Origin of the sequence: Pontibacillus halophilus JSM 076056 = DSM 19796 (assembly GCF_000425205.1) — a bacterium.
GTDB classification, from domain to species: Bacteria; Bacillota; Bacilli; order Bacillales; family BH030062; genus Pontibacillus_A; species Pontibacillus_A halophilus.
This window is the reverse complement of record NZ_AULI01000027.1, coordinates 1-23590: the sequence shown is the minus strand read 5'-3', so window position 1 is coordinate 23590 and position 23590 is coordinate 1. Positions and strand designations below refer to the sequence as shown.

General features: G+C 40.6%; 22 protein-coding genes, 2 tRNA genes and 1 rRNA gene. 7 read left to right on the top strand and 18 right to left on the bottom strand.

The features are described 5' to 3' along the window. The coding region (locus tag H513_RS21345; RefSeq protein ID WP_026801860.1) for an ATP-binding protein at nt 1-259 on the top strand (259 nt) is incomplete at its 5' end. Between the two features lie 229 nt (nt 260-488). Here the strand turns inward: H513_RS21345 and H513_RS0117385 are convergent. Both H513_RS0117385 and H513_RS0117380 read right to left on the bottom strand, forming a co-directional pair. Next, nucleotides 489-1568 (bottom strand): hypothetical protein, encoded by a 1080-nt coding sequence (locus H513_RS0117385; RefSeq protein WP_156111464.1) that lies wholly within the window; start codon nt 1566-1568, stop codon nt 489-491. A gap of 27 nt (nt 1569-1595) precedes the next feature. Then, nucleotides 1596-2165 carry a DUF262 domain-containing protein gene (locus H513_RS0117380; RefSeq protein ID WP_081658333.1) on the bottom strand — a complete coding sequence of 190 codons (570 nt, stop codon included), beginning with the start codon at nt 2163-2165 and terminating at the stop codon, nt 1596-1598. Between the two features lie 150 nt (nt 2166-2315). Here H513_RS0117380 and istA point away from each other — a divergent pair, with 150 nt between their 5' ends. Both istA and istB read left to right on the top strand, forming a co-directional pair. Beyond that, nucleotides 2316-3863: an IS21 family transposase gene (gene istA / locus H513_RS0117375; protein ID WP_154655289.1), complete on the top strand. Its 1548-nt coding sequence runs from the start codon at nt 2316-2318 to the stop codon at nt 3861-3863. Continuing rightward, a complete protein-coding gene (gene istB / locus H513_RS0117370; RefSeq protein ID WP_026801855.1) occupies nt 3860-4618 on the top strand; it encodes an IS21-like element helper ATPase IstB in 759 nt (252 codons plus the stop codon). The genes istA and istB overlap by 4 nt, the downstream gene beginning before the upstream one ends. 1368 nt (nt 4619-5986) lie before the next feature. Here istB and H513_RS0117360 read toward each other — a convergent pair. From H513_RS0117360 to H513_RS0117350, 3 genes are all read right to left on the bottom strand, one after another. Beyond that, complete coding sequence (locus H513_RS0117360) at nt 5987-7168, bottom strand: hypothetical protein (RefSeq protein WP_026801853.1); 1182 nt, start codon at nt 7166-7168, stop codon at nt 5987-5989. After that, nucleotides 7155-7601, bottom strand: coding sequence for a Panacea domain-containing protein (locus H513_RS0117355; protein WP_026801852.1), 447 nt, complete (start codon nt 7599-7601; stop codon nt 7155-7157). Before H513_RS0117355 ends, H513_RS0117360 begins: the two co-directional genes overlap by 14 nt. A gap of 445 nt (nt 7602-8046) precedes the next feature. Next, nucleotides 8047-8985 (bottom strand): DNA/RNA non-specific endonuclease, encoded by a 939-nt coding sequence (locus tag H513_RS0117350; protein WP_026801851.1) that lies wholly within the window; start codon nt 8983-8985, stop codon nt 8047-8049. 422 nt (nt 8986-9407) lie between these two features. On the opposite strand from H513_RS0117350, the gene H513_RS0117345 reads away from it, so the two are divergent. Beyond that, on the top strand, nt 9408-9731 hold the full coding sequence (locus tag H513_RS0117345) for a hypothetical protein (RefSeq protein WP_211226524.1): 324 nt from the start codon (nt 9408-9410) through the stop codon (nt 9729-9731). Nucleotides 9732-9783: 52 nt separating this feature from the next. Here the strand turns inward: H513_RS0117345 and H513_RS0117340 are convergent, their stop codons facing one another. The 3 genes from H513_RS0117340 to groES form a co-directional block, all read right to left on the bottom strand. After that, nucleotides 9784-11457 (bottom strand): DUF6119 family protein, encoded by a 1674-nt coding sequence (locus H513_RS0117340; RefSeq protein ID WP_026801849.1) that lies wholly within the window; start codon nt 11455-11457, stop codon nt 9784-9786. A gap of 560 nt (nt 11458-12017) precedes the next feature. Next, the gene (gene groL / locus H513_RS0117335) at nt 12018-13649 is read right to left on the bottom strand and encodes a chaperonin GroEL (RefSeq protein WP_026801848.1); all 1632 of its coding nucleotides are present in this window, start codon (nt 13647-13649) and stop codon (nt 12018-12020) included. Nucleotides 13650-13716: 67 nt separating this feature from the next. After that, on the bottom strand, nt 13717-14001 hold the full coding sequence (gene groES, locus H513_RS0117330) for a co-chaperone GroES (protein ID WP_026801847.1): 285 nt from the start codon (nt 13999-14001) through the stop codon (nt 13717-13719). A 378-nt stretch (nt 14002-14379) separates the two neighbouring features. On the opposite strand from groES, the gene H513_RS0117325 reads away from it, so the two are divergent. Both H513_RS0117325 and H513_RS0117320 read left to right on the top strand, forming a co-directional pair. Next, complete coding sequence (locus H513_RS0117325) at nt 14380-15066, top strand: CPBP family intramembrane glutamic endopeptidase (RefSeq protein WP_026801846.1); 687 nt, start codon at nt 14380-14382, stop codon at nt 15064-15066. 16 nt (nt 15067-15082) lie between these two features. Further along, on the top strand, nt 15083-15286 hold the full coding sequence (locus H513_RS0117320; RefSeq protein ID WP_026801845.1) for a YdiK family protein: 204 nt from the start codon (nt 15083-15085) through the stop codon (nt 15284-15286). 25 nt (nt 15287-15311) lie between these two features. On the opposite strand, the gene H513_RS0117315 is transcribed toward H513_RS0117320, so the two are convergent. The 3 genes from H513_RS0117315 to moaC all read right to left on the bottom strand — a co-directional run bounded on the left by H513_RS0117315 (nt 15312) and on the right by moaC (nt 18004). After that, on the bottom strand, nt 15312-16703 hold the full coding sequence (locus H513_RS0117315) for an MDR family MFS transporter (protein WP_026801844.1): 1392 nt from the start codon (nt 16701-16703) through the stop codon (nt 15312-15314). 126 nt (nt 16704-16829) lie between these two features. Further along, nucleotides 16830-17504 carry a redox-sensing transcriptional repressor Rex gene (locus H513_RS20630; protein WP_036770741.1) on the bottom strand — a complete coding sequence of 225 codons (675 nt, stop codon included), beginning with the start codon at nt 17502-17504 and terminating at the stop codon, nt 16830-16832. Then, nucleotides 17504-18004, bottom strand: a complete 501-nt coding sequence (gene moaC / locus H513_RS0117305) for a cyclic pyranopterin monophosphate synthase MoaC (protein ID WP_026801843.1) — start codon at nt 18002-18004, stop codon at nt 17504-17506. Before moaC ends, H513_RS20630 begins: the two co-directional genes overlap by 1 nt. 168 nt (nt 18005-18172) lie before the next feature. On the opposite strand from moaC, the gene H513_RS0117300 reads away from it, so the two are divergent. Continuing rightward, nucleotides 18173-20110 (top strand): ABC-F family ATP-binding cassette domain-containing protein, encoded by a 1938-nt coding sequence (locus H513_RS0117300; RefSeq protein ID WP_026801842.1) that lies wholly within the window; start codon nt 18173-18175, stop codon nt 20108-20110. A 234-nt stretch (nt 20111-20344) separates the two neighbouring features. On the opposite strand, the gene tsaD is transcribed toward H513_RS0117300, so the two are convergent. The 7 genes from tsaD to rrf all read right to left on the bottom strand — a co-directional run. Continuing rightward, nucleotides 20345-21385: a tRNA (adenosine(37)-N6)-threonylcarbamoyltransferase complex transferase subunit TsaD gene (gene tsaD, locus H513_RS0117295; RefSeq protein WP_036770739.1), complete on the bottom strand. Its 1041-nt coding sequence runs from the start codon at nt 21383-21385 to the stop codon at nt 20345-20347. Then, entirely contained in the window at nt 21382-21831 is a 450-nt protein-coding gene (rimI, locus tag H513_RS0117290) for a ribosomal protein S18-alanine N-acetyltransferase (protein WP_026801840.1), read from the bottom strand. The genes tsaD and rimI overlap by 4 nt, the downstream gene beginning before the upstream one ends. Further along, the gene (tsaB, locus tag H513_RS0117285) at nt 21821-22531 is read right to left on the bottom strand and encodes a tRNA (adenosine(37)-N6)-threonylcarbamoyltransferase complex dimerization subunit type 1 TsaB (RefSeq protein WP_026801839.1); all 711 of its coding nucleotides are present in this window, start codon (nt 22529-22531) and stop codon (nt 21821-21823) included. Before tsaB ends, rimI begins: the two co-directional genes overlap by 11 nt. Continuing rightward, nucleotides 22528-23022 carry a tRNA (adenosine(37)-N6)-threonylcarbamoyltransferase complex ATPase subunit type 1 TsaE gene (gene tsaE, locus H513_RS0117280; protein WP_407946642.1) on the bottom strand — a complete coding sequence of 165 codons (495 nt, stop codon included), beginning with the start codon at nt 23020-23022 and terminating at the stop codon, nt 22528-22530. The genes tsaB and tsaE overlap by 4 nt, the downstream gene beginning before the upstream one ends. 116 nt (nt 23023-23138) lie before the next feature. Beyond that, nucleotides 23139-23215: transfer RNA gene (locus H513_RS0117275), tRNA-Asp, on the bottom strand. A gap of 185 nt (nt 23216-23400) precedes the next feature. Further along, nucleotides 23401-23477 (bottom strand) — tRNA-Met (locus tag H513_RS0117270). Between the two features lie 18 nt (nt 23478-23495). Next, nucleotides 23496-23590: ribosomal RNA gene (rrf, locus tag H513_RS21040) — 5S ribosomal RNA — on the bottom strand; the annotation flags it as partial.

Below are 23590 nucleotides of genomic sequence, written 5' to 3'. Positions count from 1 at the left end.
AATTATTTTAGATGAGATGGGATACATTCCATTCAGTAAAGAAGGAGCCGAGCTTCTATTTCAACTCATCACCGATTGGTACGAGCAGAAGAGCATCATTATCACTTCAAATTTGGAATTTAGTCAGTGGAATCGAATATTTGTAGACTCGAGGCTAACAGCAGCTTTAGTTGATCGTGTCATACACCACGCTCATGTACTTACATTTTCAGGAGATAGCTACCGGGTTAGCCATGCATTATCCAGACAAAACTACTAAAAATATCGGCTGGCAAGCTTATGTATTTTTCATTGCATTATTATGTACTTTTCTCTTGCAAAACACAACCGGTTTGAAGGGTCTTAAACAACACTCGTAAAAACTCATTACGTACATGCTGAACGTCTTTATCATTTCTTCCCTGAGCGTAATCTCGCTGAATAATAGGTATGGAAATATGGTAATTCTCCAATAGATCCCAAAAGGTAAAAACTTTAGAGCCCCCCATTCACCCCACCTCCTTCACTACTCGATTGGTGATAACTGAACCCAGAACCTCAAGAATATTTGACATATAGGCTTCACGATCTTCCTGGTTCCAGTGATGAATCTGCTTAGTTTTTTTACTGTAATACTTTAAAAACACATTTTTCGTGCCAATCGGAATATAGACACCTTTTTGATCTCGAGAAATAATCTCCTCCCGTTTCTTTGGAAAAATAGTATTTTTATAAGCACGATTGGTTTTAGCATCAAGCAAAGTACAATTGGAAATATGATTGGAATAACCATGCCCAAAGTAATCCACGATTTTTTCTTGGATTTTTTGAAATTGCTCCACTTCCATTGTATCTGCCAAAATCTCTTGCTTCTTCTCCTCCAGTTCATTAAAGAAAGCCTGATTTTCTACATAGGCTAACGCATCTTGCACATAGGTTAGCTGTTCCTCCTGATTGGTAAGAGCCTGACTTTCTATAGCATGAATATGCTCAATATCCCACTTTTCATTTTTGTATCTGTCAAAATCAAAACGTTGCTTCGAATGCTGATCTTGCTGTAACGTCAAAATATTAAATAAAAGTAAAATATCCTTTACCTGTTTACGATTTGAGTCATAGCTAAGCTCCGAAATATCCCATTTTTGCAAACGGTTCCTAATGATATTATACAAGGACTCAATAAATTCATCTTTTTTTATTGATTTAGCGTTTTTAAGTATCTCTTGAATAGAGGTTGAATGTTCACTTGCTAATAAGTATCCAATCAGATGATAAAGCTCCCTATTATCAAACCACTCATTAAACTGATAATACAGCTTTTGGATCTGTGACCATAGTTCCTCGACTACTTGATGTCTAGGCTTTCCGAGTTCAGTTTGACGTTCAATTTCTTCATGGAACGAATGGAACGTCCGATAAGAAGTATGCACATCTAACTTATGTGGAAATTTAACCGTTACTAGCTCAAATAACCACTCAACATGATTTTCATATTTGTCTTCAGTGGACTGAAGGAAGTACCAAAAATCGGGATTCTGTAAACGCGTTTCCATCGTATCCCACTGAGTTGCAAGCTCGATTTGCTTCATTTTCAAATAATTGTGCTGATCCTTATCTTACCCTAGGTTGTTTTTACTCAAAAATAACGCTTTGATTAGTTCTGCGTTCGTCAGAGGTATTTTTCCAATATTTATCCTAGTAAATAAATCAATACCATCGTATTGGTAATCCAGTTCATACCAAAGAACCTTCACTTGATCTGTCAACCTCTGCCAAATATAAAGTAATGCATTCTGTTCAGGGTTTTCCTTAAACCATTTACCAATAGTCTCATAAGCCTGATATATATGATAAAAATCTATATTGTCATTACGCCTTTCTTCCTTATTCTGAATATCGGCAATAAACCTTTCACTATCTTTCCTAGTTTCATAACGAATGGAATATCCTTGCCCTTGATAAAGAGGAATAATGGACTGAATATATTTCACAATCAATATTACTGTCGTTAAGCGCTGCTGACCATCAATGACCTCTACTCCTTCTTCATGACGTTTAACCACAATTGGCTGCAGCCAGTAAACATCATCTTTATTTGGATCCATGTTATGAAACTCCCATATATCCTCAAGCAGTTCTGTGATTTGTAAAGATGTCCAACGATAGCCTCGTTGATACCCAGGAATCCAAAAATGGACACCTTGTAAACGCTAGAATGAAATTGACAGTTTTCGCTAAGTTATTTCTTACACTTTCGCCATCATAACCTAAGCTTCTAGTAAACTAATAGTATTCTGTTATTTTACGTGGAGGTTAGGATTTTGGGGGAAAAGTTAATGTTGTATATAAAGATTCATCAACTAAGTGAACGTAAGTTTAAAATAACTCAAATAGCAAAAGAGCTAAAGATTTCTCGACCCACTATATATAAATATTTAGGAATGACCTATGAGGAAGTTAAACAGCTACTAGAAGATCCTCATCGCAAAGCTAAGAAGTTAGATCCCTATCGGGATTGGATTATTGCATGGTTGGAAGAGTATCCACATTTAAGTGCAGCTCAAATTAGGGATTGGTTACTAGAGCGATATCCTGATATGGAGGTCGGAGAAAGTACAGTTCGTTCTTATGTAAGAGAATTGCGTGAAATCTATCAGATTGAGAAAAAGAACATCGTAAGGCAGTACGAGGCTGTACCGGAGCAACCAATGGGTAAACAACTTCAGGTAGATTGGGGAGAAACAAAGCAGAAAACAAGAGATAAAAAAGAAGTAAGACTGTATTTTATAGCATTTGTCTTTGCCCATTCTCGACTTAAATATATGGAGTGGCAAGATCGACCATTTACTACACGAGATGCGATTCGTTGTCATGAAAATGCCTTCCAATATTACGGAGGAAGAACAGAAGAAATTGTTTATGACCAGGACCACTTAATCACAGTAAGTGAGAATGCTGGGCAGCTTCTTCTTACGACTGAATTCCAAAGTTATGTGAATGAACGTAAGTTTAAAATCCATTTATGCCGGAAAGCTGACCCTGAATCAAAAGGAATGATTGAGAATGTTGTGAAGTACATAAAGGGGAACTTCGCAGACAGTCGAATCTTCAGCAATATTGATGATTGGAATAAGCGCGCTTTACAGTGGTTAGAGCGCACCGGAAACTATCATGTGCATCAGACTACAAAAAAGAGACCAGCCGAAGTGTTTCTCGTCGAAAAGCAACACTTAAAGCCAGTCTCCTCCCTACTTTCTTTCGAAAGTAACCATAAACAAAGTATAACAAGGAATGTAGGTAAGGACAATACAGTCCGATTTAAATCCAACCGTTATTCTGTTCCGTTAGGAACCTATAACTCAGCTACCGACAATCAAGTATATATAAGAATTAAGACAGGAAAGCGTCAAACGTTAGAAATCCGTAAACAACCTGATGGCGAAATCATAGCTGAGCATTTAATTAGTTTAGAGAAAGGGAGACTAATCCAAAATCGAAACCATACTCGAGATCGTTCTAAGGGCATTGAAGAATTTAAGGAACATCTAATTTCAAAATTTAAGGATCAAGAACAAGGGTGCATCTACTTAAATGAGATTTGTTTGAAATACGCTCGTTATAGGCGAGATCAATTGGCGATTATACAACGTGTCATTCGAGAAGATTCTGTGTGGATTGACGATGCACTAACTCAATGTCTGAAGAAAAAACTATATAGTGCCAATGATTTCAGGGATATGGTTCAATATTGTAAGAATTTAAAAGTAAGTCCTGTTAAAGCTAAAATGAACGACTCTAATGGGCACAAACGTGCCAAAAACATGATGGTTAGAACTCGTTCGTTGGAAGCTTACACTACTATTCTAGGGGGCGCTGCGAAATGAATAAGACTGTTATGGAACTACAAGATCAGTTTCGCCAATTACGATTAGCGGAAACAGCTGAGCAGCTTCCGCAGCTCCTCCGGGAAGCTGAAAAGGCATCGTGGACGTACTTAGAATTCCTAGAATCTATCACAGGTTTTGAACTGAAGAAACGTGAAGCCAAGAACTTGGAACGTCGTTTGAAATGGGCTCGTTTCCCTTACATGAAGTCCCTCAGTGAATTCAATATTAACGAGCAAAACGCCTTAACAGAACGCCAACTTTCTCAACTTACAGAATTGAGCTGGTTAGAGCAGCATTATAACCTTATCCTCTTAGGTCCTCCAGGCGTAGGGAAAACTTTCTTAGCTATTGGCATAGGTATTGAGGCTATCTACAGAGGGTTTAATGTGTGCTTCGTGACAATGGGTGAACTTGTTCAACTTCTAAAAACAGAAGAATTACTTAATAAATCAAAAGTACAATTGAAGCGCATTAAGGCAGCAGATCTAGTCATTATTGATGATCTGATGTACATGGCGATGGACCAGAGAGAAGCCAACCTTTTCTTCCATTTAGTTAACCATTTATACGAACGAAGTTCGATTATTTTAACCTCAAATAAGAGTCCAGACCAATGGGGAGAGCTTATGGGAGACCAAGGTATCACCACAGCAATTTTGGACCGCCTACTTCATCGTGTAGAAGTAATCCATATGGATGGAGACAGTTATCGAATGAAGCATCGAAGAAAAGTATTCCCAGCAGAAGTGTAAAAGTTCAGTGAGCAGAAAGTGTAAAAATTAACTTGACGTCTACACACCTTCCTTCATGATTTCTCCAATACTCTTTGGGTCTAGTGTCGTCAAAATTTAAGCCCCCTTAAAGATTATAGTTTTTTTACACTCCATAATGCTCACTATTAAAATAGTTCTACGACTAAGTTTCAAACCCTTCAAAATAGAAATGTTTACCATCCGATGTTTCTTTATAGATACAGGTTCCGTTGCTTAAAGAAATAGAAAAGAAGCTCTTCAAAAGTCAGATTAACTAGTGAGAAGCCTCTAGATGTATTAAGATGTTAGCAGTTGAATTAAAGACCCTTATAAATGAAGCGCAGTGACGGTTCTAGCGCTTCCTATTTACAAAAAATCACCATTAAATGAAAATATGAAAAAATGCCCCACACGCAAACGCTTTGTATCTATAGGATATAACTGATAACAAAAAAGGTTCTAAGTCAATTGTTGGGGTAGGAGGCAAGCTCCTGCCCCTTAACCAAACCTCCACATGAAGATAAAAATCTCCACCAATCTCTTCACTTTTCTTGATAATCACACTTTGTAGTCCTGGTACTCGGATGTTAGAATACACGTACACGCAACTCCTTTACTGCTTGTTTCTGGACAATTCAAGTGTAGTAGAGATTGGAGCTTGCGTGTTTTTTTATGCCAAATTTTCTACGTACCCCAACAAATATTTTAGAGCCAATAAAATAAGTACTTTTTCACTGATCCTGGACGGTTCTAGCGCTTCCTTCTCTTCCAAATTACAAAAAGACTACCTCCTCACAACAGGGAAGTAGTCTTTTAATATCAAACTATTTGTGCTTCACAATGAGCTAGGTGGATGCGTAAGAAAAACCTTACATCATAACACCTTTTTAGAGTGTGTACTATCTTTAACTTCGTATGCGAAAAGTGCGTTATGTCAGGCTTTTTTAAAATTTTCACTGTAACATGGTTATCGGGAGTTCACTATTTTTCACTGGATTACGTTAGCAAAATGTTAGCATTATTAAACGTTTTATTATTTACTTAATCGTTCATATTTAAGTCTTTAGTAATGGCTTAAAAGTAAGGAAAGTAATTCATCACTGATACAGGTGCGCTTGTTCCCAAAAACCAATGTGCCAAATACTTTTCCCGAGGTAGCGCACGCGGACAACTCACTTCAAACACTAAAATCAAGATACAAATATCGAATTTTTCAGTATCATTTAAAATGATACTGGTTACTAATTACTTATAAATAATCTTCACTAGCCAGAAGATGTTTTGCTCACACGGTCAATAATTATAAGAGTTTCTTTCAACAATAAATAGACCTCTTCGGTTTGAAATAAACAGAACTAACGACGAGATCTACTTGTTAAAATTAGGAACCATAACTTTGAATTGCTTATACCACTTTATATTCTTCTTTTTTGTAACATAAAGAATATGAAATAATATTAATGTTACAGTAACAAGTAGATAAAAGGCTATTACCGTTAACCAAATATTTAATGGACTATGAAAAGTTGATGAAAATCTAGAGTTTTCATCAAGGTAAATCAAAACAAACCCAGTTGAGGATATGAAGTACATAAGATAATGAATAACAACTACCGAAGGGTGCCTTTCTATTAAAGAACAATTACAAGAAACTTTCCTTTCTCTTTTGTGCCTGCCTACAAACTCGTTAGCTCTAATTCTAGATCTTATAGGTTTTTTAGGTTCTTGTTGGCTATTAATACTATTGCAATTACAACTTGATAAAGAGTAACCACTTAAATGAGAAACGCCACTTAACAAGAAAAAGAGTATAAGTATAACAGCTGCCCCACCTATTGAACTAACTACTAGCAATTTTCCAATAGGCAAATCATTTGCATTATCAAAAATACTTGTAAAGCCTTGTATTGACCCAAAAGCTCCCATTAATATTGCAGCAAAAATTCCCAGTATGGCAATAAATTGCGTTATTATATTATCGTATTTGCTTTTCACTTCATCTTGAACATTTTTTAGAGAGTCTTCAGATTCATTAAACAACCTCTGGACACTTTTGACCTCTTTTTGTGCCTCGGATAAATCTTTTTTTATATCTGCTAATTGTGAAGCAAGTCTGTTATTTATATGGCTTCTTTGCACAGTCGACAAACCTACATGTTCTTTTAACTTTAAGAACTTCCTCTTTAGTTCACCATCAATTTCTTGACCTTTTTCTTCTGTATAATGAGTCCAATTATCTTTTAAGTATTGTTCTAGCACTCCCAATAATTCTTGCTGTGTTTCATCATATATTATCTTGGTGATTTTAGAATATGGAACTATTCCTTCATCAAAACTAGCACTATTCAACTCTTTTATCATTTCTTCAAACTCTGCTGTTGCTTCAACGTAGTTTTGATCTTCACTTCTAAGATGTTCGCCTGGAGTTCCTTCCATTGCATCCAAAAATGCATCGCTATCTTCTCCATATTTCCCCATGTATATTGAATCTAATGCTTTTATATACTTCCTTAATGAATCAAAAAAACCCTCATACTCATTCATCGTCATTTTCAAAATCCTCATAGATTTCTTCAATTTCATATGGTGGAACATATTCCATATTCAAGATTTCATTTTCATAGTCGGCCCATGAATCAAACTGATGAGAAATATTAACTAATTTGAAAACGTCAACATTTAAGAGATTTAATATATAATCATTTAATACTTCATAATTTTCAATTTGTTCTGCATTAGCATTCTTTATTGGTTCACTTCCAAATCTATTATAATTAAAGTATATACTTTCCACTACCGGTCCATATTTCCATTTCTCAAATGGCACATCATAGATTTCATGAGCTAATTCGTCTAACCCGTTATTACGGATATGAAGTCCAAGGGTAAAAAACATGACTTTTTGAAGCTGTAAATTTGTAACACTTCTACCATTTTCATTTGCTACAGCCATGATATGATTAGCTAAATTTTGCATAGTCATTGTCGCATCCACCCTTTCAATATAAATTCTCTTAAAAATATTTTATCAGAAATTAGAAAAAAACTCTAAATACTTTGATATAGTTTATAACACTATGTCACTAAGTATATTTTAATACACCCTTGGTTTTTAGCTTCCTAATTATCACTTTTGTATACTGTCTGATTGTAATCATTATCAAACTGCTTAACGGAACCCCATTTCAAAAGACACTATATCAAAGTTATTTTTTAAGTCTTAGTATGTTATTGAAAGCCGCTGGCTCAACTCTAGCGAAACCTTAGCTCGTTTTGTGAAAAATAAGTATATGTTTAACATTCAAAGTCAGATGATATAAGTTGTAAACTTTCGTTGTTCCTGTATACACACCATTCTAAAGTTGTAATAAACCTTACAATGAAGAAGATGTTCTTTCGTTTATTTTTTATCTCATAGATGTAGAGTCTTACTCTCCAACCATCCCATCGTCATCATTATCTCGCATATACGGGTATAACCAATGATCACTTGTTATTGGCATACCGAAACCAGCTGCTTTTGCTTCTTTAATGGTCACTTGTCCGTTACCGTTAGTATCCACGCTAGAAATGTCACCGTTTGTGTTTGGACTCTTCGAATCGGAAGACTCACTGTTTGTTAACCCGAGTGATTCGTTGACTTCATCAGGATTCAAATTTTCAAATGTATCAACAACTTTGTCGTCCATTAAGATATAAGTAAACTGATAACTTGAAGGAATTTGTGTTTCCATATTAGGATATGTGATAATTGCTTCAAAATTAGTGACTCCATCTGCGCTACGGATTACATCTTCCAAATATGCTTGATCACCATGTCGATTGAGCGTGCTATCTTGTGGGGTAATATTATAAGCATTTGATACCCCTCCGAGAGAATCAGCAATAATGTGTCCTTCATCTAAAACGTCACTTTCGACACCAGGAACCTTGGCCTCATCAGAGTAGTATCTGCCAGACGATAATACAGGTTCGTTGCTGTCATCTTGTAAAATGATTTCGTCTGCAACAACTCGTACTAGTTGCCCTTGCTCATTAGTAAATGCCCAATATTCACGATCCCCATACCCAATGTCAACAACGACGTTAGATTCGCGATATCCAGATACATCACCACCATCAACTTCAATAAGCTTGTATCCTGAAAACTGATCATTATTTGGTTCGGTTGGATTTTCCTCTACTGCTGATTCCTCAACACTAGCAGCGGGGGCTTCTTCTTTTTTGCTATTTTTATATGTATTAGCTGTGACTGCTTCTTGTGAATTTGTTTCTTTATCTGGGGTGGATGTATCTTTAATCTCAGTACAACCAACCATATAGATGGTCATTAAAAATAAGACTAAATAGCTCATTTTCTTTTTCATATTAGGAGCCCCTATAATAGTTTTATATTGTTCATTCTAAAAATCCCGGGATTTCACATAGATAATCTTTAGATACTTACAATTACTTTCCAGAATTTAGCTTCATCAACTTCTTCCTCTTTTTTGCTTTGTTAGGTGAAGAACTGTATTATCATTAAGTACATTTTACCACATAATGTTATAAATTCTTTGAGTTCCTTGAGCCCGAATATATTGCATTTCAAATAATAAATGAACTAGCACCCTAATCCGTGCGATGACAAAAGCTACTATACTTAAATTAGAAATGTGAAGCAAAGAAACATGGTGTAAAATCTGAAGATAGAGTAAAGACATATGACCAGCAAGTACAAGCCATGTACAAAGCAAAGAATGCCAAAGGGAAGCCGATGAACAGACCGAAACAACTTTATATTACTTTCATGATTATGCCATTTATTCACATGAAAACTAATGTAATATGTAAGCATCCCAGAAAAGAAGCTGAACCATTACAACTAAAGGAACTTGCTGATATGTTTGGATTTGAAAAACCACACCACCTGAAGAATAAATTAATAAACTGCATGCTTTACAATACAAATGTATTTGCAATTAGTGAAGTTAAAGGGTACACACGTGTTTTCATCAGTCCTTATGTAGCTTCAAGAACTGGTGATAAGCCTGAACCGCATTTAATTACAATGTTTCCACATGTAACTGAAGCAATTAAGAAAGAAAAAGAAGGAAAGCGTAAAAAGCACTAACCTAACACTAAACCCTTACCTGATTTTTTATGGTAAGGGCTTCTTATTAGAATCATCTTAAATCTTTAGCTATAATAATTTCAGGGTCATATCCCAACTGTCTAATCTTATTCATCCACTCAATCACTTCAATTTTAAAGTATATTGATCTGTTATTTGAAAAATCAATACTTCTATCTTCTAAAAGGATGTTTTCAGTTTTTACTACTAACAAGATTGAAACTTTTTTCACTTCATAAATATCATGTACTTCTAACGCATCACTTTGCGTTTTAAATATTTCAGCACTGTGTAATGACTGCTGAATGCAATATCTCATAGAAGGAGTACCACCAATTTTAACGTGTATTAAGGAACTATCTTCTTCATTGTATAGATCAGCAAATTCAACACTTTTGTACACATGCTGCCCTTTCTTTCTGTCCAGCAATATATAATTGTGTTTATTTTCAAGATATATGTTGTAAGGGTACTCTGCATATGGCACTTGATCATATTGATCTGGATGTTCTAACATAGTTGTTTTACCAACATCCAAAACTTCTTCTGTAAGGTCATAATCTGAATTGTACACTGAACAATCATTGACTCTTCTTATCTCTGTTTCTATAAAGTCTATATACGACTTATTGAAACTAGTCCACTTGCCCTTATATAAACAATAATCTTTACCTTCCAACTCTACACTATAGTCTAACAACTTCATTAAAGGAAGCTGATGTTCCCGCTGATATTTCTTTTCTTGTTCACTTTCAGCCTGTGGTCTTATAGTAACCTTTGAGATGTCATTACAGTCAATTTCACTAAGCTTGTTACTTATTGAAGTTATATCATAAGAATCAAGTTCATACGTTTTTCTATCATATACAATTTCTACATTATTTTCGTTAAAAGGTTCTATTACTATATCACCGTCTTCTTCTATATAGTAAGTTAAGGAAACACTTGATTCATCTGTCTTAACTGCGTTTAGAAGTGATGTATTTAATGATGTAATAATAGCTTGATTGTCTTCATTATTTTTCACAAAGTTCATTCGTGGTAAACTACCTGCCCTTTCTTCATGCAAGTAAAGTACGTTTAATTCACTTACCACGTCAAGAATATCTTCAACTGAAAAAGAACCAGCTTCAAATTTCACCGCAGAACCAAACTTCATTTTTTCTTCATAGTCCGACAATTTAAACGAAGAATACTTACTATCTATATTAATTTTACTAATTATCAATTCATGACTTTCCCCTATCTCCGTACTAACATAAGAGTTGGTGTTGTATTGAGTTAAGGATTTATTCTTTGATTGTTTAAAAAACCTTGCTGCTTTAACTTCTATTGTTTCTTGGTCATGTATGACTTCTGCTATGTCAAATCCAAAATCCATTTCTGCAAAGTGGTTGGCATAGCTATGTCCCCTACCTAGTGATATGCAGTACACTTCGTCATCTATTTCAATAATTATCATTCCAAAAGCAGATTGAACGGTTTTTGTTCTAACTGCATCCCCATCATAAAACGTTTCCCAAAACCTTGCCCATTCGATTTCCCTTTCATGTGAATCTAGCTTAAAGTAAAATTCTGTAGATATGTTTACTTCCCTTACTTCTCCATCAATAGATATTTCAGTAGGATAGTCTTGTTGATCCCCAACCTTATTCATATTTTTTTCAGTTAAATATTCTACAAGTGTATCTTTTGAAACATTTTGCTTATACACACTGAATTCCAATATTAGTCCTCCATGTATAATTAATATGAGATATCAGATCACCAAACATCCCATATTATACCATATAATAGGATACTTATTACCCATGATAGATTACTTGTATTGTAGTTGTTATATTATTACCCTTCTTTGTTAGACGAGGCATGGACAACGTAAGATATAGAACGCCTTCCTTTGTCAGCTATAAAAAAATAAAGCTAACAAAAGAAGTAGACGTCATATGATTATATACCGCAACTTTGTATTGATTGTTCCAGCTGAATTCCCTTTGTTCTGGCAATACATCAAATACTTTTTAACATGATGACTTTCCACTTCTTCTACATTCAGTACTTCTTTTTACTGACAGTACTCCACAAATTCACCTAACAATACTTTGTAATTTTGAATATTGACTGCTGTTGTGTTCTTGAACTTCCTATCTTCCTAAATTCATGGAAAGCAAATTTTATTAACACAAAAAAGACTACTCCCTTTCAGTAAGGAAGTAGTCTTCTTATAACTAACTATTTATGCATTGGACAGCTTCTCAAAAAGCTAGGTGGAGAGTAAGGAATACCTTACATCATACCGCCCATTCCACCCATGCCACCCATATCAGGCATGCCGCCACCGTCGTTTTCTTCTGGACGGTCTGCGACTACGGCCTCTGTAGTGAGGAACATAGCTGCGACAGATGCTGCGTTTTGTAGGGCGGAGCGTGTTACTTTCGTTGGGTCTACAATTCCGCTTTCGATCATGTTGACCCATTCGCCTGTCGCTGCGTTGAAGCCTACGCCGACTTCTTCGCCTTTAAGGCGTTCGATGATAACGGAGCCTTCTAGGCCAGCGTTGTGTGCGATTTGGCGAACTGGTTCTTCTAGGGAACGTAGAAGGATCTTCGCGCCAGTTGCTTCGTCGTCTTTCAGGCCTAGGCCTGCCACTTTGTTGTAGATGTTCACAAGGGCTGTACCGCCACCTGCTACGATGCCTTCTTCTACCGCTGCGCGTGTAGAGTTTAGGGCGTCTTCGATGCGTAGTTTACGCTCTTTCAATTCTGTTTCAGTTGCGGCACCAACTTTGATGACTGCAACGCCGCCTGCTAGTTTCGCTAGGCGCTCTTGTAGTTTCTCTTTGTCGAACTCAGATGTTGTTTCTTCAAGCTGAGCACGTAGTTGGTTCACGCGGCTGCCGATTTGTTCAGCGTCGCCAGCGCCTTCAACGATTGTTGTGTTTTCTTTCGTAACAACAACTTTGTTCGCACGACCAAGCTGGTCAAGTGTCGCTGTGTTCAGGTTAAGACCTAGGTCTTCTGTGATCACTTGGCCACCTGTAAGCGTTGCGATGTCTTCAAGCATAGCTTTACGACGGTCACCAAAGCCTGGAGCTTTAACGGATACTGCGTTGAATGTACCACGTAGTTTGTTCACAACAAGTGTCGCAAGCGCTTCGCCTTCCACATCTTCAGAGATCATCAACAGAGAACGTCCTTGCTGTACCACTTGCTCAAGTACAGGAAGTACTTCTTGAATGTTGGTAATCTTCTTATCTGTGATTAGGATGTAAGGATTCTCAAGAACCGCTTCCATCTTGTCTTGGTCACTAACCATGTATGGAGATGCATAGCCGCGGTCAAATTGCATACCTTCAACGACTTCCATCTCTGTGTTGAATCCTTTAGATTCTTCGATTGTAATAACGCCGTCGTTGCCAACGCGTTCCATAGCTTCTGCGATTAGTTGACCTACTTCTTCGTCAGCAGAAGAGATGGCTGCAACTTGTGCGATGGAGTCTTTGCCTTCGATTGGCTTCGAAATGTTCTTAAGCTCTTGAATCGCTACTTCTGTCGCTTTCTCAATCCCGCGACGAACGCCAACTGGGTTCGCACCAGATGCTACGTTCTTAAGACCTTCGCGAATCATCGCTTGTGCAAGTACAGTTGCCGTTGTTGTACCGTCACCCGCGATTTCGTTCGTCTTAGATGCAACTTCAGCTACTAGCTGAGCACCCATGTTCTCGAAGTGGTCTTCAAGTTCGATTTCTTTCGCGATCGTTACACCGTCGTTCGTAATAAGTGGAGAACCGAATTTCTTCTCAAGAACAACGTTACGTCCTTTAGGTCCTAGTGTTACTTTAACGGCGTCCGCTAGACGGTCAACTCCGCGTAGCATCGCGCGACGAGCTTCTTCACTGAATTTAATATCTTTAGCCATGAATAAAGCCTCCTCTTAATGTTTCAATATGATATTTATAAACTTGTCCACGTTCCCAACAACGAGCTTAATCTACTACTGCTAGAATGTCGTTTTCGCGCAGAATTAAGTATTCTTTCCCTTGGTATTTCACTTCTGTGCCAGCAAATTTTGAGAAGATGATTTGGTCGCCTTCAGATACTTCAAGAGCAAATTTCTCTCCGTTATCTGTTACGCGGCCGCTACCAACAGCGACAATCTTACCTTCTTGAGGTTTCTCTTGTGCGGAGTCCGGAAGAACAATTCCGCTCGCAGTCGTCTGTTCTTTCTCAACAATTTCAATGACAACACGATCACCTAGTGGCTTTAACAAATCAAACACCCTCCTCAATAATATAAAAGGTTTTACCTAGTTATTAGCACTCTCACTAGTTGAGTGCTAACACAATTCTTATCATAATGAATTCCCTTCCACAATGCAAGCATTAGCCATCAATTTCATACATAAATTTTCCTAAGGAACCAACCCCCTTTTACACCCTTTACATAAGGGGAATCATTACAAGGAATTCGCCTATGTATGTTAGAATATAGGGAACGTTTAATTATGTAAGTTCGTTTCTTCACAAGAGAACAACCGAATGCTACATGCGCAATCTCTTCATATAGATAAGTAATGGAGCAACGCGTCTCCATTCTTTCATACAATGTGCGCAGGCAAGCAAAGCTTTCGTAAAGGAGTACGGTAACTGTGCCGAGACGCTATTGGTTAATTATCTTCATATATATCTTTATCCAGCTCTCCATCCCAGTCGTGGCTGTTCTTACGGCTGAACTCGAGTCGACTCGTCCTTTAGTTGTGGGCTGGACAATTGGGAGCTTTACAATCGGGCTACTCGTTATCTTATTCATGTTGCGGCATGATATGTCTAAAGGAATGGCGAGAAGTGACTTTCAGGCTTCAACAGTCGTCTTATGGGGCATACTTGGGATGTTTGTGGCAATTCTTGCTCAGAGTGCTGCGAGTCTCATCGAGATGAACCTATTTGGTGTGCCAGCCGAATCAGAGAATACGGAGAACTTGTTGAACATTGCGCGGGCGTATCCAATCTTTATCGTCGTGACCGCATTGTTGGCGCCCATCTTTGAAGAGCTAATCTTCAGGAAGATTTTATTCGGGCAACTGATGAAGAAGATGAATGTCGCGTTGGCTGCAATCCTCTCTTCTTTAGTATTCGCGGTCTTTCACGGAGACCCTTCCCATATTCTCACTTATTTGGTGATGGGGCTCACGTTCTCATTCATTTATGTGAAATCAAAGAGTATCCTTGCTCCGGTCATTGCGCATATGGCGATGAATGGCTTCGTCGTGGCGGCGCAATATGCACCGGCTGAAGCGTTAGGAGCTCTCTTGGCCTTTTTGAAATATGTTGTGTAATGGAGGATGAATCGATATGAAAACCTCACCACTTGTTATGGCGTGGATTTATTTCATAGTGGGGGTTCTGTTCACGTTTATTGCTTCGCTAAGTGCGGGCGAGACGATCTTTAACTTTACCACGATGCTGTTCGCAATCATTGCGACGCTAAACTTCGCGGTCACGGTTCGCTTGTTCAACTTGCATCGTAAAATTAAACAGCAACAGAACAAAAAATAACTGCGGGAGTCTCCCGCAGTTATTTTTATTTGCCTTCATGGTTCTTCATAATGAATGCGAATGGAATCGCGATGGCTACAAGGACAGTGGAGACGAGGAATGCTTCGTTCAGTGTCTGAAGCGTCGCCGCCTGTACGTCCTCTGTACTGGCTAACAGCTGTGCCTTTCTCGTCTCGTAATAAATGGAGAAGAAGACAATCCCGAATGACGACGTGATTTGTCGCAGCACGTTGTTCATCGCAGACCCTTGAGCGACGAGGTTATCTGGAATGGCATTCATACCGGCAGTCGTGGCTGGCATGTTACTAAGTCCCATCCCCGCCCCGCGTACGGCGTTCAGGATAAGAATCAACCAGTAAGGTGTCGTCAGCGATAGCATGCCAAGTCCACCTGTGGATAACGCCATCACGGCAAGGCCGATGGGGACAACTGCTTTCGGCCCTTTGTTATCAAGGATTTTACCTCCAAGCGACATAAACGCCCCGCTTAATGCTGCAGCTGGCAAGAACAACAGCCCCGTCTGGATTTCATTTAATCCGTACACATTCTGAATAAGCAACGGCAGTAGAAAGATACCGGAGAACAGCCCAATGGACGCGGCTCCCGTGACGACAATGGAAGCCGCATACGTAGGCACCTTGAATACAGATAGGTTCAACAGGGGCTGCTCCTTGTTGTTCTCCACATAGACGAAGGCAATCAGTGCGACAATCCCGACGGCTATGAGCGCAAAGTTGCTGACGGTCGTCAGCGCCTCTAGACTCTTGCCACGTCCTAAAGCGACGAGGATGCCCCCTACACCGACTGTCACGAGGACAAATCCAAGTGTATCGAACTTCATCTCTTTGTCCACATCAGTCTCTTTCAAGAACTTTGTGGATAAGATGAGGCCAATGATTCCAAATGGAATGTTGAATAGGAATAAGTACGGCCAGTTAAAGTACTGGATGATGACCCCTCCGACCGTTGGGCCGATTGCAGGGGCGACCATGGCCGCAACCCCGTATACCCCGGTTGCAAGCCCCCGTTCGTTACGTGGGAAGGCATTGAAGATTAATGCCATGGCAATTGGCATCATAAGACCTCCAGCCATCCCTTGCACGGCGCGTGAGACGATGACCATCGTCAACGTCTGCGACAAGGAACCGGCTATCGATCCCCCTATAAAGATAATGAGTCCAATGATATAAATCTTCTTCTTCCCGAATCGGTCACCTAGGTAGCCTGTCAACGGCATAATCATTCCCATAGCAACCATGAAGATTGTTAACATCCACCCGACGCTAACCGCATCTGATTCAAAGATTTCAATAAAGCGCGGCAACGTTGGATTCAACATACTATTGTTTAAGATGACAGTAAACGTTCCAAATAGCACCGCGATAACGACGAGCCATTTGGATGGCAGTTTACTCATAGCTCCCACTCCCCCTCTTTCTACAAGTATTTCGAATCTCGAAGTAATTATCCTATTCTATCATAGAGGATTCGCTGGCACCATTTCCACTATCTCACTCCACATAAAAAAAGAGGCGTTCGCCCCTTATGCATTGAATGGCTCTTCTCCTACTTCTTCCCCTTCTTGCAGAGGATAATGCTTGAGAAAATAGATCAATGCTTGCAGTTCGACCGCCAAGTCAATATGATGCACGCGAATTCGGTCCGGGACCGTAATACGTGCTGGTGTGAAGTTAAGAATGCCTGAGATACCCGCTTCAATCAATCGGTCCGTGATGCCCTGTGCGGCATTCGCTGGAACGGTTAGGATTGCAATTGGAATATCATCGCTTAATTTCGATTCGAGCTCTTCAATGGAATAGACCGGTACGCCACCAATGTCCGTTCCGACCTTCTCCTCGCTCGCGTCAAAGGCCATTTCAATCATCGTGTTGTTGTTCTTTAAGAAATTATAGTGAAGAAACGCAGTTCCAAGATTCCCGACCCCGATTAGTGCCACCTTCGTGACCTCATCCTGGTCGAGTGTCTTTCTAAAGAAGGAAAGGAGATAGTTCACGTTGTAGCCATATCCCTTCTTCCCAAGTGCTCCGAAATAAGAGAAGTCACGTCGAATCGTTGCGGAGTCGACTTTCACGGCGTCACTTAATTCTTTAGAGGACACGCGTTCCTTTCCTTGGTTGTGTAAGTTATTTAAGAAACGATAATACAACGGGAGACGTTTCGCCGTCGCCTGAGGTATTTTGTTTTGTTCCTCGTTCATCATTCTTCCCCCTGCAGTGTTCGATAGTAGTCACCCGATTTGCCACCGGTCTTCTTCTCGAGGTACGTTTCCCCAATAGTGATGCCTTTATCTACAGCTTTACACATGTCGTACACCGTCAGGGCTGCAGCGGAAGCAGACGTAAGGGCTTCCATTTCGACACCGGTACTGCCTTTCGTCTTCACCTCTGACGTAATATGTAGCCGATACGCGTCTTCCTCCATAGCTTCCCATGAGAAGGAGAGGTCTACTCCTGTTAGGGATAACGGATGGCACATCGGGATGATGGTGGATGTATTCTTAGCAGCCATAATACCTGCCACTTGGGCTACCGATAAGACGTCGCCCTTCTTCATATCGTTCTGTTGGATGCCATGGTAGATGGCTTCGTTTACAATGACGCTTGTTCTCGCAATAGCGGAGCGTGCTGTCTCTTGCTTATCTGAGATATCGACCATACGGGCACGACCCTCTTCATTTATATGAGTAAAATCCGTCATGACGCTTGCCTCCTATCATGAACCTATTCTCAAGTATCTTTCATTTCCTTTCATACTACCAAAACCGAGACAAAAGTCATATAGATACGCATAATCAGTGGACTTCCACCGTTCATCTTGCTTCCCTCAATGATTGTGAGATACACTGAAACCATTGAGGTGATCGAGATGATCCTGATGCAAGTAAATCAGATTACAAAGCTATATGGCGCTGACCTTATTCTATCGAATATTAAATTAGAAGTACACAGCAACGATAGGATTGCGATTGTTGGCCGTAACGGAGCGGGTAAATCTACCCTACTGAAAATTATGGCAGGCGAACTCCCGTACGACGAGGGAGAAATTTATAAACCGAAAGACGTTCGAATAGGCTATTTGCAACAACACACAGGACTCGAGTCCGAAGATACGATTTGGAACGAGATGCGAACCGTCTTTCGCGATCTCATTCAAATGGAACAAGAGCTTCGTCATCTTGAGGAGAAGATGGGTGACCCTGCTTATCTTGAAGATGCTGAGGCCTATGAGAAGCTGCTTAAAGAATACGATGAGAAGCAGCTTGCCTTTAAGAACCAAGGCGGCTATCGATACGAGGCGGATATTAACGCCGTGTTGAACGGGCTTCAATTCAAAGACTTTGACCGGAATACCCCGATTCAAACGCTAAGCGGTGGTCAGAAGACCAGACTTGCGCTCGGGAAGCTGCTCTTATCAAAGCCTGACGTTCTTATCTTGGACGAGCCGACAAACCACTTGGACATCGAAACATTGAACTGGTTAGAGGGCTATCTTCAAGGCTATGACGGCTCTGTCGTCATTGTCTCCCACGACCGCTACTTCCTTGATAAAGTCGTGAACACGGTCTATGAAATCTCGCGACAAGCTTCCGAGAAATTCGTCGGCAACTATACGAAGTATTTGGAAGCGAAAGAGGCGAACTACGAGCGTGACATGAAGCGTTTCGAGAAACATCAAGCAGAAGTGAAGCGCATGGAGGACTTTGTTCAGAAGAACATTGCCCGTGCGTCCACAACAAAGCGTGCCCAGAGTACACGGAAAAAGCTTGAGAAAATGGAGACTGTGGATAAACCGAACGGAGCTGAGAAATCAGCGAAATTTAGTTTCCAAATCCAACGACAGACAGGGAATGACGTATTAAAGATTCGAGATGCGTCGTTCCGATACAGCGACGCCGCACAGCCCATCTTTAGGGATGTGTCCTTCGACGTTGGCCGGAAAGACCGCATTGCAATTGTAGGTCCGAACGGGGTCGGAAAGACGACATTGTTGAAGAACATCATTGGGAAGTTCCAGTTGACGAAAGGCTCGATTCAAATCGGCTCGAACGTCCTTATGGGCTACTACGACCAGGAACAGACTGAACTTCGCTCTTCGAAGACCGTATTGGATGAATTGTGGGATGAGTACCCTTTACAGAATGAGAAAGACATTCGTACCGTACTTGGCAACTTCCTCTTTAGCGGGGATGATGTGCTGAAAGTGGTCTCCTCCTTAAGCGGGGGCGAGCGCGCACGCTTGGCACTAGCCAAACTGATGATGGAACAGTCGAACGTTCTCATACTGGATGAGCCGACGAACCACTTAGACCTAGATAGCAAGGAAGTACTCGAATCAGCGTTGGCAGACTACCCGGGTACCATTATCTTCGTCTCCCACGACCGGTACTTTATTAACCGGATTGCCACGCAAGTTGTGGAAATGCAAAGAGACGGAGCCACAATCTACCTTGGTGACTATGACTATTATGTGGATAAGAAAGAAGAAACCGCAGAACGTGAGCGCCTTGAAGAATTAGAGCGTCAACAGAAGAACCCAACTACTACAGCGACAACAAATGATAAGCAAGATTATCAACAAGACAAAGCAGAGAAACGAGAAGCTAGAAAGCGTCAGCGTCGTATTGAAGAAATTGAACAGCAAATTGAAGAACATGAAGCGAAGATTGAAGAAAACGACGACCTTCTCTGCCTTCCTGAAGTCTATCAAGACCACGAACGCTCATTAGAATTAACTCAGATGAACGAATCGCTGCAAACGCAGATTGAAACACTGATGGAAGAATGGGAAGACTTGCAAGAATAAAGGAAAAAGCACTCTCACACGAGGGTGCTTTTTTATTTTATCCACACACTTATGCACATATAAAGAAGGGTAACGACGCGTTTTTTTCTACATATCCACTTTATCCACAAATTTATTTAACGTTATCCACAACCTCTATTCACACGGTTCAGCCTTAATATGACAGACTTTTTTGAAATGTTATACACAGGTTATACACACAACTGTGAATAAAAAAACCTTGTAGGAACATGCCTACAAGGTTTGGTTACGCTTTGTATACTTCTCAAGAGATAAAGAAGGGTTACCGTTCAAGTCCCAACCTGCTCGGTGGCCTGAATTGTATGCAACGGTCCCAGCTGCTGCAATCATGGCTGCATTGTCTGTGCATAAATGGAGAGGTGGGATCAGAAGTTCCATGTCTTCACCTTCAAATTTCTGCTCCAGCGCTTCGCGAAGCCCTTTATTTGCTGCAACTCCGCCAGCCACAATAACTTGGTTGACTCCGTATTCCTTCGCAGCCTTATGTGTTTTTGTGGATAACACTTCAACGACGCTTTGCTGGAAGCTTGCCGCGATATCCACATCCTTTAACTCCACTCCACGTTGCTTCGCATTGTGGAGCGTGTTAATTACTGAAGATTTCGGACCGCTAAAGCTAAAGTCGTAGGAATCGGACTCAAGCCAGGCACGAGGGAAATCAATATTCGTCTCCCCCTCATGAGCCATACGGTCAATGTGCGGACCACCTGGATAAGGGAGCTTCAATGTTCTCGCAACTTTATCATATGCCTCACCTGCGGCATCATCACGAGTCTCTCCGATGATCTCAAATTCACCGTGGTCCTTCATATGAATCAATTCCGTGTGCCCACCAGATACAACAAGAGAAAGCAGTGGAAACTGGAATTCCTTCTGTAGACGGTTGGCGTAAATATGACCAGCAATATGATGGACACCCACTAATGGCTTACTATGGGCAAACGCGAGAGCCTTCGCAGCATTAACGCCGATAAGCAGTGCTCCAACAAGACCGGGTCCTTCTGTCACGGCAATCGCTTCAATCTCCTCCATCGTCATATCCGCCTTCTCCAACGCTTCTTCAATAACATGCGTCACTTGTTCCACGTGGTGACGAGATGCGATTTCAGGGACAACTCCTCCAAAGCGTTTATGGCTTTCGATTTGAGAAGCGACTACGTTTGCGACAAGCTCGGTCCCATTCTTCACGATGGCAACGGCCGTTTCATCACAACTGGTTTCTATTCCTAATATATATTGATCTTGTTCACTCATAATTTCACCCACATTACTAAAGCATCTTCTTGGTTATCCGTATAATAGTTTTTACGGATGCCACCTGGTACTAATCCAAATTGACGATACATTTTTTGAGCTGTTACATTCGATACACGAACTTCGAGAGAAAGCTGGACGCTTCCAATTCGCTTCGCTTCCTGTAAGACGTATTGGAATAATGTCTTACCAAGACGATACCCCCGAAATTCAGGGAGGATGGCGATGTTGGTAATATGGGCTTCATCAATAATCACCCATAATCCACAATACCCAACAATCTGATCATCGAGCACAATGACATAGTAAGCTGCATACGGATTGTCATGCAGCTCGTGATTAAAGGAATCCCTTGACCACGGCGTAGCGAAGGAGGCATGCTCAATTTCAAGCACATCCTCTAGATCTTCATCTGTCATCTTCCTCACGACGACTTTATTCGTCATGCTGCTTCTTCTCTTCTTGCTGCGCCAACCATTTCGACTCTGCCTCAGCAAGTCGTAGATAGTTTGGCGTTAGTTCATGAACAGGAGTTGGTTCTTTCGTCATTGCCGCTAGGCCAAGTTCTCCCGCACTAGGTAGCACTTCCCCATGGATAGGGAAAAGAGCCAAGTCTCCCATTGTCTCTTGTATCGCTTCACGATGCACTTCTAAGTCGCTACTTAGGAATAGGACTGGTTCTCCTTCACCCTTAAGCTTCTCAAGCCACTCTGTCATCGGTACGTTGAGCTCATTGCCCACAATGCTAACTTCTCCATGTTGGACATGATAAAGCCCTGTATATACTTGTCCACGACGCGCATCGAAGAATGGAGATACTTTCCCTCCAAATGTTGCACCCCGAAAGGCCATCACTTCTAAGCTGGATAGCGCTACAACTGGAATCCCTAGCGTCCACGCTAGCGTCTTCGCTGTCGTCAGTCCAATCCGCACTCCTGTAAACGATCCTGGGCCGTGTGCAACTGCAATACGGTCTAACTCATTCGGTTGTAACTTCGCTTCTTCCATCATCCGTTGAATGGCAGGCATGAGTTGAACCGAATGATTCTTCTTCACATGCGTCGTATATTCTGACACCAGTCGGCTGTCTTTAATAATTGCGACACTCATGGCTATATTTGATGTATCTATGGCTAACACATTCATTGAAATAACTCCTTACACAGTTGCTCGTACCGTTCTCCAGTAGGTTGAAGAGAAATCACACGCTCTACCTCACCCGTTCGCTCAATCTCGATGGCAAGACGATTATCAGGCAGATACTCATCAATAAAGTGAGCCCACTCCACGACTGTTACTCCATCTCCGTTAAAGTATTCCTCGAAGCCAATGTCTTCATCGCTATCCTCAAGACGGTACACATCCATATGATAAAGAGGAAGTCTCCCCTCATATTCCTTCACAATGGTAAACGTCGGGCTATTTACCGTTCGCTTAATTTGGAGGCCCTTGGCTAGCCCTTTCGTAAAGGTCGTCTTTCCTGTTCCAAGTTGTCCTTCTAAAGTAAGCACATCATTCTCCTGTAGCAAGGAACCGAGCTGCTCAGCAAACTGAGCCGTTTCCTCTACAGATGACGTGCGGTAGATATATGAATTCTCCATTGTACGATCACTCACTTTGTGTTCAAATCTATTCATAACATCACTATTGTTCATCATAGCAAAAAAACAATCAAAAAGAAAAACAACCCTCTTCTAACACAAGAAAAGCCTTAGGAAAACATCCTAAGGCTGTGAAATCGTTATGTATGTAATGGCGGTCCGGACGGGACTCGAACCCGCGACCTCCTGCGTGACAGGCAGGCATTCTAACCAACTGAACTACCGGACCATAATATAAAACCTCGACGTATAAGTCGATGTTTTGTAAGAATTAATTGGTTGCCCTCTTTGAGGACTACGATTTATTTTCAGCGAAGGAGATTAAGCAACGCTGTAGAAAATAATTGGTTGCCTTCTACGAAGACTACGATTTAATTTTAACGAAGAAGTTAATTCAACGTTGTAAAAATTAATTGGTTGCGGGGACAGGATTTGAACCTGCGACCTTCGGGTTATGAGCCCGACGAGCTACCAGACTGCTCCACCCCGCGGTGATATAAAGTATACAAGCTGAGCGGCGTCCTACTCTTGCGGGGCGAACCCGACTACCATCGGCGCTGAAGAGCTTAACTGCTGTGTTCGGCATGGGAACAGGTGTGACCTC

Coding starts and splice junctions, on each gene's coding strand:
- H513_RS0117385 (WP_156111464.1), bottom strand. CDS start 1,568: ATGAAGCAAATCGAGCTTGCAACTCAGTGGGATACGATGGAAACGCGT.
- istA (WP_154655289.1), top strand. CDS start 2,316: ATGTTGTATATAAAGATTCATCAACTAAGTGAACGTAAGTTTAAAATA.
- istB (WP_026801855.1), top strand. CDS start 3,860: ATGAATAAGACTGTTATGGAACTACAAGATCAGTTTCGCCAATTACGA.
- H513_RS0117360 (WP_026801853.1), bottom strand. CDS start 7,168: ATGACGATGAATGAGTATGAGGGTTTTTTTGATTCATTAAGGAAGTAT.
- H513_RS0117355 (WP_026801852.1), bottom strand. CDS start 7,601: ATGACTATGCAAAATTTAGCTAATCATATCATGGCTGTAGCAAATGAA.
- H513_RS0117350 (WP_026801851.1), bottom strand. CDS start 8,985: ATGAAAAAGAAAATGAGCTATTTAGTCTTATTTTTAATGACCATCTAT.
- H513_RS0117345 (WP_211226524.1), top strand. CDS start 9,408: ATGATTATGCCATTTATTCACATGAAAACTAATGTAATATGTAAGCAT.
- groL (WP_026801848.1), bottom strand. CDS start 13,649: ATGGCTAAAGATATTAAATTCAGTGAAGAAGCTCGTCGCGCGATGCTA.
- H513_RS0117320 (WP_026801845.1), top strand. CDS start 15,083: ATGAAAACCTCACCACTTGTTATGGCGTGGATTTATTTCATAGTGGGG.
- H513_RS0117315 (WP_026801844.1), bottom strand. CDS start 16,703: ATGAGTAAACTGCCATCCAAATGGCTCGTCGTTATCGCGGTGCTATTT.
- H513_RS20630 (WP_036770741.1), bottom strand. CDS start 17,504: ATGAACGAGGAACAAAACAAAATACCTCAGGCGACGGCGAAACGTCTC.
- moaC (WP_026801843.1), bottom strand. CDS start 18,004: ATGACGGATTTTACTCATATAAATGAAGAGGGTCGTGCCCGTATGGTC.
- H513_RS0117300 (WP_026801842.1), top strand. CDS start 18,173: ATGATCCTGATGCAAGTAAATCAGATTACAAAGCTATATGGCGCTGAC.
- tsaD (WP_036770739.1), bottom strand. CDS start 21,385: ATGAGTGAACAAGATCAATATATATTAGGAATAGAAACCAGTTGTGAT.
- rimI (WP_026801840.1), bottom strand. CDS start 21,831: ATGACGAATAAAGTCGTCGTGAGGAAGATGACAGATGAAGATCTAGAG.
- tsaB (WP_026801839.1), bottom strand. CDS start 22,531: ATGAATGTGTTAGCCATAGATACATCAAATATAGCCATGAGTGTCGCA.
- tsaE (WP_407946642.1), bottom strand. CDS start 23,022: ATGAATAGATTTGAACACAAAGTGAGTGATCGTACAATGGAGAATTCA.